Annotated in this window: 13 protein-coding genes and 2 pseudogenes; 7 read left to right on the plus strand and 8 right to left on the minus strand. The window is 44.4% G+C overall.

Going from position 1 to position 12,389, the window contains the following annotated elements; translation table 11 throughout:
• Positions 1–82: 82 nt before the first annotated feature.
• On the minus strand, positions 83–325 hold the full coding sequence (locus QUA44_RS25390; protein WP_333257114.1) for a hypothetical protein: 243 nt from the start codon (positions 323–325) through the stop codon (positions 83–85).
• 48 nt (positions 326–373) lie between these two features.
• Here QUA44_RS25390 and QUA44_RS25395 point away from each other — a divergent pair.
• Both QUA44_RS25395 and QUA44_RS25400 read left to right on the plus strand, forming a co-directional pair.
• A pseudogene (locus QUA44_RS25395) lies at positions 374–1,370 on the plus strand (IS630 family transposase).
• Positions 1,371–1,376: 6 nt separating this feature from the next.
• A pseudogene (locus QUA44_RS25400) lies at positions 1,377–2,723 on the plus strand (iron-containing alcohol dehydrogenase); the annotation flags it as partial.
• On the opposite strand, the gene QUA44_RS30790 reads toward QUA44_RS25400, so the two are convergent.
• From QUA44_RS30790 to QUA44_RS30800, 3 genes are read right to left on the minus strand one after another with little or no spacing between them, the layout of a single operon-like run.
• Positions 2,724–3,257, minus strand: a complete 534-nt coding sequence (locus QUA44_RS30790) for an IS630 family transposase (protein WP_445243640.1) — start codon at positions 3,255–3,257, stop codon at positions 2,724–2,726. It lies immediately after the preceding pseudogene.
• Between the two features lie 22 nt (positions 3,258–3,279).
• Positions 3,280–3,489: an IS630 transposase-related protein gene (locus QUA44_RS30795; protein WP_445243645.1), complete on the minus strand. Its 210-nt coding sequence runs from the start codon at positions 3,487–3,489 to the stop codon at positions 3,280–3,282.
• A complete protein-coding gene (locus tag QUA44_RS30800; protein WP_445243641.1) occupies positions 3,473–3,595 on the minus strand; it encodes an IS630 transposase-related protein in 123 nt (40 codons plus the stop codon). The genes QUA44_RS30795 and QUA44_RS30800 overlap by 17 nt, the downstream gene beginning before the upstream one ends.
• Positions 3,596–3,924: 329 nt before the next feature.
• On the opposite strand from QUA44_RS30800, the gene clpS reads away from it, so the two are divergent.
• The 3 genes from clpS to QUA44_RS25420 all read left to right on the plus strand — a co-directional run bounded on the left by clpS (position 3,925) and on the right by QUA44_RS25420 (position 5,775).
• Complete coding sequence (gene clpS / locus QUA44_RS25410; RefSeq protein WP_333257118.1) at positions 3,925–4,218, plus strand: ATP-dependent Clp protease adapter ClpS; 294 nt, start codon at positions 3,925–3,927, stop codon at positions 4,216–4,218.
• Positions 4,219–4,341: 123 nt separating this feature from the next.
• Positions 4,342–4,656 (plus strand): hypothetical protein, encoded by a 315-nt coding sequence (locus tag QUA44_RS25415; protein ID WP_333309999.1) that lies wholly within the window; start codon positions 4,342–4,344, stop codon positions 4,654–4,656.
• Between the two features lie 213 nt (positions 4,657–4,869).
• Positions 4,870–5,775, plus strand: a complete 906-nt coding sequence (locus QUA44_RS25420) for an MvdC/MvdD family ATP grasp protein (RefSeq protein WP_333257123.1) — start codon at positions 4,870–4,872, stop codon at positions 5,773–5,775.
• Here the strand turns inward: QUA44_RS25420 and QUA44_RS25425 are convergent.
• Together QUA44_RS25425 and QUA44_RS25430 are read right to left on the minus strand one after the other, a co-directional pair.
• A complete protein-coding gene (locus QUA44_RS25425) occupies positions 5,772–6,191 on the minus strand; it encodes a biphenyl 2,3-dioxygenase (RefSeq protein ID WP_333257126.1) in 420 nt (139 codons plus the stop codon). The two genes, QUA44_RS25420 and QUA44_RS25425, sit on opposite strands and share 4 nt — an antisense overlap.
• Positions 6,192–6,438: 247 nt before the next feature.
• Positions 6,439–7,563: a tocopherol cyclase family protein gene (locus tag QUA44_RS25430; protein WP_333257139.1), complete on the minus strand. Its 1,125-nt coding sequence runs from the start codon at positions 7,561–7,563 to the stop codon at positions 6,439–6,441.
• A 163-nt stretch (positions 7,564–7,726) separates the two neighbouring features.
• Between QUA44_RS25430 and QUA44_RS25435 the strand changes: the two genes are divergently transcribed.
• A complete protein-coding gene (locus tag QUA44_RS25435; protein WP_333257129.1) occupies positions 7,727–8,308 on the plus strand; it encodes an Npun_F5749 family FMN-dependent PPOX-type flavoprotein in 582 nt (193 codons plus the stop codon).
• Between the two features lie 98 nt (positions 8,309–8,406).
• Here QUA44_RS25435 and cysE read toward each other — a convergent pair whose 3' ends face one another.
• Positions 8,407–9,213 carry a serine O-acetyltransferase gene (gene cysE / locus QUA44_RS25440; protein ID WP_333255459.1) on the minus strand — a complete coding sequence of 269 codons (807 nt, stop codon included), beginning with the start codon at positions 9,211–9,213 and terminating at the stop codon, positions 8,407–8,409.
• Positions 9,214–9,393: 180 nt separating this feature from the next.
• The gene (locus tag QUA44_RS25445; protein WP_333257133.1) at positions 9,394–9,876 is read right to left on the minus strand and encodes a hypothetical protein; all 483 of its coding nucleotides are present in this window, start codon (positions 9,874–9,876) and stop codon (positions 9,394–9,396) included.
• A gap of 548 nt (positions 9,877–10,424) precedes the next feature.
• Here QUA44_RS25445 and mrdA point away from each other — a divergent pair.
• The gene (gene mrdA, locus QUA44_RS25450; protein ID WP_333257136.1) at positions 10,425–12,251 is read left to right on the plus strand and encodes a penicillin-binding protein 2; all 1,827 of its coding nucleotides are present in this window, start codon (positions 10,425–10,427) and stop codon (positions 12,249–12,251) included.
• Positions 12,252–12,389 lie beyond the last annotated feature (138 nt).

Below are 12,389 nucleotides of genomic sequence, written 5' to 3' on the forward strand. Positions count from 1 at the left end.
ATCCCACAAGAGTGATTTTTTCTTGTGGGATGGGCCGGAGAGCCCGTCCCATTAACTGATGAAAAGGATTTTTGCAAGAGGTCTATTCTGTTCCCAAACCGCGCTGCTGATAGCTATCGCTGGCGATGAGCGCAAATTCGGCTTCGTTTGTGCCGTGGAGTTTGCTGAGACGTGCTACTCCCAAAATCCGGTGTTCTAAGGTTTCCGGGTCTTTGCGATCGCCAATAGCATCGCCCAAAATATCGATCGGGTGGTGATGGCTGTCAACCTCGGTTGCGGTAGCTGGGGCGATAAGTAGTTCAATAAAATTAATTACACAAAGCAACTAATATGATATACTAAAAATATCGAGTTGTATTCAAAGATGTTTTATATGTTTTTACTTCGAGATATCAATCCACTTTCGTTGAAATTGCTAAACCGAATTTATCGCGAAAGCAGACATCATCAAGTGCGCCAAAGAGCACAGTTTTTAATTTTGGTTTCACAAAATTTCAAAAATGAAAAACTGATGAAAATTTTTAAAATTAGTTATAAGACCATGTATAACTGGTTGAATCGATGGGAACATCAGGGAATGCTCGGATTATACAATAAACCAGGTAGAGGTAGAAAAAAAATATTTAATTCGGCAGAATCTGCTCAAATTAAAGACTGGGTAAAATTGCCACCAAAACAATTAAAGCAAGTAGTACAAAAAATCAAAAAAGAATAGTCTATCAATATAAGTACGGAAACGATTAAGAGAATAATTAAAAAAAAACATGAGTTGGCATAGGATGCGTCGAGGTGTTGGGGGAAAGCCAGACCCCATAGAATACAAGGAAAAAAAACAAAAATTGTCAGAATTAAAACAACTAGAAGATGAGGGAAAAATTGATTTATACTATTTAGATGAATCCGGTTTTTCTGGCATCCCTTGTGTCCCTTATGGATGGCCAGAGATTGGTGAATATTTGTCAATTGATAGTCGTAGAACTAAGCGTTTAAATGTCTTGGGAATCATGAATCGGCAAAACATTCTTCATGCTTACGTTTCAGAGCAGACCATTAATTCTGATGTCATCATAGCCTGTATAGATACTTTCTTTGCTGTAGTAGAGCGGCCAACATTTATTGTGGTAGATCAAGCTTCTATTCATACTAGCAATGCCATTTTAGATAAAATTGAAGAATGGAAAGAACGCGGTTTAACTATATTTGAATTGCCAACTTATTCACCTGAATTGAATTTAATTGAGATTTTGTGGCGGTTTATTAAATATGAATGGCTCGAAATAGATGCCTACTCTAGCTGGCAATCTCTTGTTTCATCTGTCGAAATAATTCTTAAAGAATTTGGAGATAATTATGTAATTAATTTTGATTAACTACTTAATTCGATTTCTGTCAACGTGACACCCCATCACCTGCTCAATATCAAAACTGTAGCAGAGCGGCGCGAAAATATGCTCTGGTTCCGGATTCCTCCCAAGATTTATGTTAAGTCTGGCTGCATTCCTGTAGCTTTGAGAGATCTTGCCGGTAAGAAACGTGCTTTGATCGTGACGGATAAACCTTTGTTTGAATTGGGATTGATTAAGGAAGTTACAGATAGTTTGGAAGAAATCGGCATTGCTCACTATACATTTTACGATGTGGAACCCGATCCTTCGCTGGTTACTGTTCGCAAAGGTTTAGAAATCTGCAATAGTTTCCATCCAGATGTAATTATTGCCTTTGGTGGCGGCTCGCCGATGGATGCTGCTAAGGTAATGTGGCTGATGTACGAGCATCCAGAAATTGAGTTTGAAGGATTGGCGATGCGGTTTATGGATATTCGCAAGCGTGTATACGAACTGCCGCCTTTGGGTTCAAAGGCAATTATGGTGGCAATTCCGACTACTTCGGGAACGGGTTCGGAAGTTACACCTTTTGCGGTTGTTACGGATGAGAAATCGGGGATTAAGTATCCGCTGGCTGATTATGCTCTGACTCCGAGTGTGGCGATCGTCGATCCAGAAATTACGCTGAATATGCCGAAGAAACTGACTGCTTACGGCGGCATTGATGCGCTGACTCACGCTTTAGAAGCTTATGTTTCTGTGTTGGCTTTTGAGTATACAAATGGTTTGGCTTTAGAAGCGATTTGTTTGCTGTTTAAATATCTGCCTAGCGCTTACAAAAATGGTGCTAACGATCCGAAAGCACGGGAAAAAGTACATTATGCTGCTACGATCGCCGGAATGGCATTTGCCAACGCTTTTCTGGGGGTTTGTCACTCAATGGCTCACCAATTAGGTGCAACTTGCCATGTTCCTCACGGTTTAGCCAACGCGCTGATGATTTCCCATGTAATTCGCTACAATGCCACGGATGTTCCTTTCAAGCAAGCGATTTTTTCTCAGGATAAGTATCCTAACAGCAAGTGGCGTTATGCGCGAATTGCGGATTATCTGAATTTGGGCGGCGAGACGGAAGAGGAGAAAGTTGAGAAGTTGATCGCAGCGGTGGAAGATTTGAAGCGTCAGGTAGATATTCCTAGCACGATTCAGGAGGCGATCGCCAGTCAGGGAATCAGCGATGATTTCTTTTTTGCTCGTGTTGAGGAAATGGCCGATCGCGCTTTTGACGATCAATGCACCGGGGCTAACCCCCGCTATCCGCTGATTGAAGATTTAAAGCAACTTCTGCTGCAAGCCTACTCTGACACCAACACTTCTGGAGTCGATCGAGAGTTATAGTCATTTCAAATAAGTATGAGACACTCTTTCTGCACAATAAGCACGAATAACTTCATCAAGAGATGTGCCAGGAGACGCATACATTTTAGCTCTCTTTAATGCACTAAAATCATGCTCAATATCATTTAAGTCAGGAGAGTATTTTGGTAAAAATATTATCTGATGACCCGCCTCCTCAACCAATAGTCTAATGACTGTCTTACGATGAATGGGTGCATGATCCATAATTAATATAGATGGACTTGTTAAATCTGGTAACAAATACAAAGATAACCATCCTTCAAATCCTTCTGCATTCAAACTACCCATAAAGAGCATTGGTGCAATTAATTCCTTCTTTCCTTTTCTTCTTCCTGCTACTAAATTTTCTCTTTTTCCCCGTTTTCCTGGTCTTTCGCCATAGACTTTCTTTCCTCTTTTGGCCCAGGCACAAACAGAACCTTCCAATTCTTTAAATCCTGACTCATCAATGAATACAAGACTTTTGCTGCCATAAACTTTAATTAATTCTCTCAGATTTCTGTAATATTTCATTCTTTCTTCTCGATTTCTTTCTTTATAGCGAAGTTCTTTTTTTTTTGTAATTTTCAGTTTTTTTAAGGCATAGCAGATGGCACTCGGTCTGACGCCTGAAAGTTTTTGCTCTTTCTACTAATCTTGCTTCAGGATTTTTTTCAACATCTTTTTTGAGTGCTTCCCAATCTAGCTTTCGTTGACGGTGGTTGACCTGAGTTGGTCGAAGGTCTTCCCTACCGGTTGCATCTATAAATTGTTGCTCTTCCTACCTTAAATATGGCGGCAGCTTTCGTTGTACTCCCTCCATTTTCCACATGATCGACTACTTTTTGTCTTAGGTCTAGACTGTAAGCCATTTTTTTCTAATTAACTCTTTTTATCGATTTTATCATGATCTTACCTCTGTCTCACATTTATTTGAAATGACTATAACTGTAGTTGGATAAGCTGTACTGCATCTAACGAGTAGCCAGAAACCGGGTTTTTCAACCAAAATCGTGGGTAGAAACCCTCAATTTCCTGAAAACCCGGTTTCTTTGTCCTCAAATCTCAAATCGAAAAATCGTCCTCAAAAATCGCCCAAGTCGATCTATTTGCAATAGGCGGTTTAAAAGTTCAGAAATTGTGATAGAGTTGAAAAAGTTACTTTTTTAAGAATTTTGTAGTTTTAGTGGCTGTTCGCGCGATGACCTCTTCACCAACCATAGCACCCGTTCGATCGAGTCAAGTTACCCGCAAGCCTTATCCTAACTATCGGGTAATAGTCCTCAACGACGATTTCAACACATTTCAGCACGTTGTGGAATGTTTGACAAAATACATTCCAGGGATGACGAGCGATCAAGCTTGGAAACTAGCCGACCAAATCCACAACGAAGGCCAGGCCACCGTCTGGGTTGGGCCGCAAGAGCAAGCAGAACTTTATCATATGCAATTAAGCCGTGCTGGACTGACAATGGCTCCGCTAGAATCTACTTAACATTTTTTAATTAACATTTACAATACTTACTTTCAAATTTGCCAAAATGGCAACATCACTTCATCCTCTTGATTTAGATTATGTGTCAATACACCTAATCTTTTACTCAAGTAGGAGAATTTTATGAATCATCCTTTTGATCTAGATATTGCTGATCTGGAAGCAATTGATTTGGATTTTGAAGAGACGTTAACTGATGAACAGGCCGCCCACATCGGAGGTGGACTAATGGCTACCACTCTAGCTATAGGTGAAGAAGGTGGTGGTGAGATACAGTGTATCTCAGCTCCCTGTCCGGGAAGTGAAGGAGGAGGAGGATTTCCTCCCAAGCCTATTCCCATTGACCCTCCGATGACCACTATGGCTGTAGGTGAAGAGGGTGGAGGATATTACACGAAAGCTTGGTTTGAAGGCGGTGGAGGCCCTATTTATTGGTAATCTCATTCGTGCCGACAATGGTAGAGATTTTGCCTAATTCCTGAACTATTCCGCTTGTTTATGTAATAAGACTTTCAAAGATTCAGCCTCATTCGAGTGTTTTTTTTCAGTTTTTTTTTCAATATATAAAAAGTTGCAACACTCTCAAAACAAGTGATGCGACTTTTCATATTTTTCATTGATTTTAGCACATTATTAATTTTACAATTTCCCATGAACATTTTAATTCTGGGTAATGATTCAGATGCTCATGCTGCTCATATAAAAGATGCTCTAACCCAAGCCGGTGCAGAAGTAGATTACTTAGATACCTATCTGTTTCCAAGACAGTTACGTCTGTCTTGGCAACCTGATACCCTGGTAGGGTGCTTGACGCTACCCGGAGGTCGCCAGTTGAATTTTCAAGACATTCACAGTGTATTTTGGCGCAATTTTTCCGGTGTTGGCGTTCCAGCTTTAAAAGATGCAAATCAACAGCAAGTTGCATTGAACGATTCCATGAGTACAGTGCGATCGCTAATGCAAGCTTGTCCGGCTCGCTGGATTAATTCCTGGCAGGCATACCAATTTCATAAAGAAAAACCCCTACAACTGAGTCTGGCAAAGCAAATAGGAGTTACAATTCCTGCAACTTTAATCAGTAACAATCCAGAGCAAGTTAGGGAATTTTTCCAATCTCAGAAAAAAGTAATTTTTAAGCCCGTTTATGGTGGCGCTCATACCAAGTTGGTGACAGAGGCACATTTAGAACCTAATCGGCTGGACTTGGCTTTGAGTATTTCTCCAATCACAATACAAGAGTATATTCCTGGGACAAACATTCGCAGTTATGTGATTGGTGAATCAGTTTATTCTGCGGAAATTCGCAGTCAAGCTTTGGACTTTCGGGAAGATTTAGAGTCCGAGCTAATTCCGATAGATTTGCCCGAATCAGTTCACCAACAATGTTTAGCAATATTAAAGGCATTTATGCTCGACTGGACTGCTATTGATTGGCGTCTCAAGCCAACCGGTGAGTATGTATTTTTAGAAGCAAATCCTAGTCCGATGTTCAGACATTTTGAGCGTCAGACTGGTTTTCCTATTACACAAAAATTAGTCAATCTTTTAATGTATTAACTAGGATTTAAGAGGCGATCGTAATTTTGCCAATCATCCCCCCCCTCCGTATGTCCCGCTACGGTACAGCGAAGGTTGTAGCTTCCCGATTTCACCGGCACGAACACCCAGTCGGCTACAGCGCCCGGTTTAAGTTCCAATTCGTGAATACTTCCTTTAATTTCCACCTTACCGGCTTCAACTTTTTGAGTCCAACTCGCATCTGCAAAATTTTTGGCAGTGAAATAATGTTTCTCCTGACTGGGATTTTTCAGCACTAATTTATAGCGTTTTCCAGATTCAAATTCTAGCAGATTGGGGAAAATTTTAAGTGCTCCAGCTTCGTTACCCAAGCTAACATTAATTTCGGTGACAGGTTGGCGAGACAAATCGCCAGCATTGGCAATTGTCGCAGGTATTAAGATTGTGCCAAACATAAAATTAGTCCCAAAATTAGCTTTAAGGTTTGTGGGAACCGCTGGCTGTGGTTAAATTGCACTAATAGCGAACAAAATGATTTGAACATGAGATTAATTACTGTTGAATGTTGAAGGTTGATTATTGTCAATTCCGGTTGTATCGGAATGATTTAACCACAGAGGGCGCAGAGAACGCAGAGGAGGAGAAGAGGGAGATGAGTGATTCTGATACAACCGGAATTGAGATAATTGTAGAATCCAAAATCTAAAATTGCTTGGTTTGCCAAACTTCATCCCAAGGCCCGCCCCCAACTTCCAAACCCGATAAAGAACTTTGAGCCTCTAAGATAATTCTAGAACGCTGCTTGCCATTTTTTTCCACATTTCCCCCCAACAACTCTCGCAGTTGCAAGCGCAATTCGCCGTGGGTCGTATCCCGGCAGCAAAAAGCCATGCCTTTTTCTGTAGGAGTTCGCACATAAGTACCAGGACTGTTTGTAGTGCCAATTAACTCAACTTCAAATTGGCTGTTTCTTGCCTGCATTTTCCAGCTTCCCCAAGGTTGAATAGTCCAACTAACTTGCGAATTCCAAGGCACAAATTCGTAAAATTTGCCTCGGTAATGCAGACAAATCATTGCCACCGATTCCATCCACCACAGCACGCCCCGCTTGCCACCGCCAGCAGTTAAAGCTAAATCGCTTTCGCCTTGAAAACAATTGCAATTAATCCAAAACCACTTTTGCGGAAAAGCACCGCCCCAGTTTTTTTCGCTGTAAGCGGGAGCATCTTTAAATTCGTAGAGTTGGCCGTTCCAATCAATCCAGCCCGTGGCTAAACCGTGAGCCATTAAAATTTGCCATCCTGGCTCAAATACGGGGAGAAAAGATAGCATTCCCGCCGTAGATTTCTGGATTTCCTGAGAGTTGCCCCAGCCATAAATAGGTTGGATTTCATACTGCCAAAAACAGTGGCTGCCACTTCCCGGATCGTGCAGATAACCTTGATTCAAACGAGCAGTAGCTTGATAGCCTTCTTCGACGCGGCTGTCGAATACTTGCGGCTCTAAATATTGGGGTTTAATTTGTAAATCTGTTTTGCCCCAATGTCCGAAACCTAAGCTTTCTCGATCCGCCCAAAACTTATTTACATTGGGAAAAGTGCGACACAAATAGCTATCTTTCGGGCCGAGAATTTGAGCTGCACCGCCACTGTAAGGTTGACCGCCTCTGGGATCTTCGATGGAATACATGAATGCAAAGGATTGTCCGTGAATCGGTAATGTTATTCTGTAGTACCAGCCTTCAAAAAAGCGGCGGGAACTGCCGTCCCAGTGGTAGCCACTGTGGGGAGTTTCAATAGTTTTGAGTTTTGAGAGTGAATTTGACATAGAATTACCAATAGCAGAAAGAAGAGTCATTAGTCATTAGTCAGTAGTCATTAGTTAACGGTTAACAGTTAACAGTTAACAGTCAACGGTTAACAATGCCCAATACCCAATGCCCAATTCCTAATGGCTAATGACTAATGACTAATATGATAGGTTATTAATTATGTCTTTAGCACTTTGGCGATCGCCCTTAGCTCGCGCGCTCCACCGCAACCGCAGTCTTGCTTATGCCCGTTACTTGCAATTAGCAACTGTTCGCGCCACCGGGCGTCCGGCCAACCGCACTGTGGTGTTTCGAGGCTTTTTAGCAGATACTAATCACTTAAAGTTTATTACAGATATTCGCAGTCAAAAGGCAGAGGAAATTAACCTCTATCCTTGGGGGGAAATTTGCTGGTATTTCCCGAAAACTCGTGAACAATTTCGGATTGCTGGAAAGCTCGTTTTGGTAGGGGCCGATTATCCAGAGGCAGAGTTGTTCTCATCGCGCCGCACAACTTGGCAGGAGCTTTCTGAGGCGGCTAGAGCGCAGTTTGCTTGGCCGCAGCCGGGGGATGACAAAGCCGAGGCTAGCGCTTTTGATTCTGCTTCCCCAAATGCGATCGAGCCGCTGCCTAATTTTTGCTTGCTGTTGTTGGAACCGGAAACGGTGGATTTGTTGGAGTTGCGGGGGGAACCGCAAAACCGATCGCTTTATCGGCGCGACGGGGAGGGAATTTGGTCTGTGCGATCGGTCAATCCTTGAAGTCAGTTGACTGTTGACTGTTGACTGTTGACTGTTGTGAGTAGGAAAGTTTTAAGTTGAAAAATTCCCAATGAAAAACTCAACACTCAAAACTATTTTTAGATGCCGCTGCCGTCGAAAAATTCTTGAATTGCTTTATCTTTTAACTTGCAGCTAGGGGTTGTAACTAGCTGTGTTTTTTCGGCTAAGGCTACATTGCTGGCTTGGTTTAAAGCTTCTGATACTGAGTGGAAATTGTGGGAATTGGGATCAGAAGTTAAGGAGACAGATGCTTGAGGAAGCAAACTTTTTACTTGCTGTTCGAGGGATTCGATACGATCGAGCAAAGAGCGAATTACCACAGCTTCCGAATCCGGCAAACTGCCGTGTTCTAGGGGATTGACGCGCACTCCCGATCGATAGACGATGCGGCCGGGAATCCCTACAACCGTACAGTCAGATGGTACGTCGCGGAGCACGACCGAACCGGCGCCGATGCGAACGTTGTTGCCAATTTGCAGATTGCCGAGTACCTTGGCGCCAGCACCTACAACTACGTTTTCGCCGACGGTAGGGTGACGCTTGCCACTTTGTTTGCCAGTACCGCCCAGGGTGACACCTTGGTAAATTAGGGCAAAATCGCCGATAATCGCTGTTTCGCCGATCACAACCCCCATACCGTGGTCGATGAATACGCTTTTGCCGATGGTTGCCCCTGGGTGGATTTCAATTCCGGTCAAAAAACGAGCAATGTGGGAAATCAAGCGGGGGATGAAGGGAAGTCCCAACACATAAAGCCAGTGTGCGAGGCGGTGCAACACTAGGGCCTGAAGACCGGGGTAGCAAAACAATACTTCCAGCCAGTTGCGAGCGGCAGGGTCGCGATCGAAAATTATACTGAAGTCAGCTCTAAGAGTCTTTAGCACTTTCGGAGTTACCTATTTTGGTTAAACACGCCACTTTCGATTTTACATTTTACTGGATGGAGGAAGTGGGCGGGAGATCGGGAGATTGGGAGAGGGGGAGAGTGGGGGAGTGGGAGAGTGGGAGATTGGGGGAGAATTTGATGATATTTTATTGTCTCCATCCAACAGCGCCGCTGCGTTTTATTCCTGTACTGAGATTGTATAGTTAGACTTGACTCCGGGTTCGACAGTACCTACCCAAATCCTGTAAGAGCCTGCTTGCCAGTCTGAATCAAGTATGCCAGCATCTTTATTCTGACCTATATCGTCTCCGCAGCGCACCGCATTACCGGGGCCTTGTACGAGTAAGGTTGTGTCCTTGCCTCCGCTGTTGATTTGGAGTGTGAGTTTTGAAAAGTTTTGTTGCAAGACTATGATGTGGTCGGGAGTTGGGGTGGCAAAACCCAAACATTTGTTTTTGTGGCGATCGGCGTTGGCTATGACAGATAGAGAGTACGATCCGCCTGTGGAACCTCTCAAAACTGCTGTTGGGGCTGCAAAACCTCGCGATAAAGTTAAAGTGCCGAAATTGGCTGTTTCTGCTAAAACTGGTAGGGCGGCGATCGCGGCGATCGCAGCCAAGAGCGCACCGTTTTTGAAATTGGGTCGCTGATTAAACAACATGGCAATACTCCTCGGTCACAACTTAAAATCACAACTCAGAATTTACCCATCGCAGCCCCTATCATCCTAACTCTGGAGGAAGAATAATTTTTTTTAAATTAGTTCAAAACTTCCTGGCTTCTCTTCCTTATGTCTATCAGGACAATCCCTGTACGATCGCGCTCGCTTGTGCCACTCGGATTTCTGCCACAGGCGATCGACTCATATCCGAAATTGTACGGTGTCAAGATGATAAATTTGATACTCCTAGCCTTGCTGTTGGCGCTCGGTTCCCTATTGACACAGGCTTTGGTATTGTTACCTATAGGTCTATCGGGCTGGCTCCACCTCCCTAATTGGCTGAGCCTGACCTTGATTTTTCTGGCTATTTCTTGGTGCTTGGGGGATTAGTGAGCAGTCATGAGTTATTAATGATTAGTCAAAAGTTAACGATCAATCCTTCTGCTTCCCCCAAGAGTCAAGGCCCGATCGCCCCCGGTTGGATGATGTATACTTCACAATTGACAATTCAAGAATCTAAAATCTAGGATTTGACATCTACCTATAGAATGATGCAACGACAAGTTTATTCGATCTCAGCATTTCACTCTCCTGACAAAACCCTGGCGGAAACTCCTAAGAAACAGGAGCGTCCGATACACCGGGCGATCGTGTTAATGCTGGTGGCAACAGGTTTGCTGGGCCTGCACGCTAGTCGGCTGGTGGAATTACAACTGATACAAGGAAAGCAAAACCGGGAACGAGCCGAAAACAATCGCGTTCGCCTAGTACCCATGCCGGCAAATCGCGGACATATTATCGATCGCAAAGGCAACTTGCTAGCGGCAAACAATTTAGCTCGATCAGTATATTTGTGGCCGAAAGAACAAACGCCGGAAGAGTGGAAAGCGACAGCAGAAAAGTTGAGCCCGCTGGTTAAAATCCCGGCACAAGAAATTTTAAAAAAATTAAAAGAGGTCGATCCTCTATCCTATAGACCGGTGCGGCTCAAGCAAGCAATGCCGCCAGAGGTGTTTGTGCCACTAGCAGAACAGGTGGGACAAATGCGGGGAGTGGAAGTGCGGCCCGAAGCGAACCGCTATTATCCTGAAAGCAGTTTGGCGGCTCATGTTCTCGGATATATTGGCGAAGCTACTGCAGCAGACTTGGAAGATCATCCCGAATATCCTATGGGGATGATTGTGGGTCAGATGGGCATAGAAGCGAGTTCTAACCAGAAGATTGCGGGAGTTTGGGGCGATCGGCTGATCGAGGTAAATGCCCAAAATCAAGAATTGCGACTGATGGGAGATACACCGCCCAAACCCGGTGAGGCGGTGCAGCTAACCATAGACTTGTCCATGCAAAAAGCAGCCGAAAAAGCCCTGGGGCAGCGCCGGGGAGCAGTAGTGGCGCTGGATGTCAAAACCGGGGCGGTATTAGTTATGGCCAGTCACCCGACTTTTGATCCCAATCTGTTTACGCGAAAAATCACTAAGGATGAGTGGGAAACTCTTCAAGATCCGCAAAATCCATTTTTGAATCGGGCTATGCAAGGCTATCCCCCCGGCAGCACGTTTAAAATTGTGACTTCCGTCGCGGGCCTGGAGTCGGGCAAATTTTCGCCGGACTCAATTCTCGGTACTTCGTCTTACATTACTGTGGGGGGAATTGATTTTAACGAACACAGCGGCGGTTACGGCGACATCGGCTTTCGGGATGCTTTGGCTTTCAGCAGCAATACGTTTTTTTATCAAGTGGGGATTAGTACGGGGCCAGAGCCAATTTCTAAATGGGGACACCGCTTGGGAATTGGCAAGGATACGGATTTGAATCTTTTGGGGCTAAGCGGCGGCAGTCACGGTCAAATCCCGACACCCGAGGAGAAGGAGAAAATTTATAAAGAACCTTGGTATGCGGGCGATACGGTAACAATGTCGATCGGTCAGGGGTTGGTGTTGGTGACTCCTTTGGAGGCGGCGGTGATGGTGAGTTCGATCGCTAATGGGGGTTATCGGGTGAAGCCTCATCTTTTGACTTCTATGACTGGCACAGCGGAGACTCAACGGGTACATACGGGGATGAAACCTTCAACAGTTCAGGTGGTTAAGGAAGGATTGATCGCGGTGGTTGCCGAGGGTACGGGACAGGGACTCAATGACGGTTCGATTCCGCTGACGGCGGGCAAAACAGGGACTTCGGAGGTCATCGGACAGGAAGATCACTCGCTGTATGTGGCATTCGGGCCTGCTGAAAAGCCAGAAATTGCGATCGCTGTGGTTGTGGAAAATGGCGGTTATGGTTCTGTTGCCGCAGCCCCGATCGCGAAAGAGGTGTTTCAAGCTTATTTTGGGAAACCCAAAAAGGTGAATGAGTCAGTAGTGATTAGTCCTTAGTTATTGGGAATGGGGAATTGGGAATGGGGAATTGGGAATTGGGCGTAGTTTCTTCTTCTTCCTTCCTTCCTTCCTTCCTTCCTTCCTTCCTTCCTTCCTTCCTTCCTTCCTTCCTTCCTTCCTTCCTTCCTTCCTTCC

Origin of the sequence: Microcoleus sp. N9_A2 (assembly GCF_036701775.1) — a bacterium.
GTDB lineage: Bacteria > Cyanobacteriota > Cyanobacteriia > Cyanobacteriales > Microcoleaceae > Microcoleus.

What these genes read in the sequence shown, in the direction of transcription:
- QUA44_RS25435 (WP_333257129.1), top strand. Translation starts at nt 7,727, where the DNA reads ATGTCTTTAGCACTTTGGCGATCGCCCTTAGCTCGCGCGCTCCACCGC.
- QUA44_RS25420 (WP_333257123.1), top strand. Translation starts at nt 4,870, where the DNA reads ATGAACATTTTAATTCTGGGTAATGATTCAGATGCTCATGCTGCTCAT.
- QUA44_RS30790 (WP_445243640.1), bottom strand. Translation starts at nt 3,257, where the DNA reads ATGAAATATTACAGAAATCTGAGAGAATTAATTAAAGTTTATGGCAGC.
- QUA44_RS25415 (WP_333309999.1), top strand. Translation starts at nt 4,342, where the DNA reads ATGAATCATCCTTTTGATCTAGATATTGCTGATCTGGAAGCAATTGAT.
- QUA44_RS25430 (WP_333257139.1), bottom strand. Translation starts at nt 7,563, where the DNA reads ATGTCAAATTCACTCTCAAAACTCAAAACTATTGAAACTCCCCACAGT.
- QUA44_RS30800 (WP_445243641.1), bottom strand. Translation starts at nt 3,595, where the DNA reads ATGGCTTACAGTCTAGACCTAAGACAAAAAGTAGTCGATCATGTGGAA.
- QUA44_RS25425 (WP_333257126.1), bottom strand. Translation starts at nt 6,191, where the DNA reads ATGTTTGGCACAATCTTAATACCTGCGACAATTGCCAATGCTGGCGAT.
- mrdA (WP_333257136.1), top strand. Translation starts at nt 10,425, where the DNA reads ATGATGCAACGACAAGTTTATTCGATCTCAGCATTTCACTCTCCTGAC.
- QUA44_RS25445 (WP_333257133.1), bottom strand. Translation starts at nt 9,876, where the DNA reads ATGTTGTTTAATCAGCGACCCAATTTCAAAAACGGTGCGCTCTTGGCT.
- clpS (WP_333257118.1), top strand. Translation starts at nt 3,925, where the DNA reads ATGACCTCTTCACCAACCATAGCACCCGTTCGATCGAGTCAAGTTACC.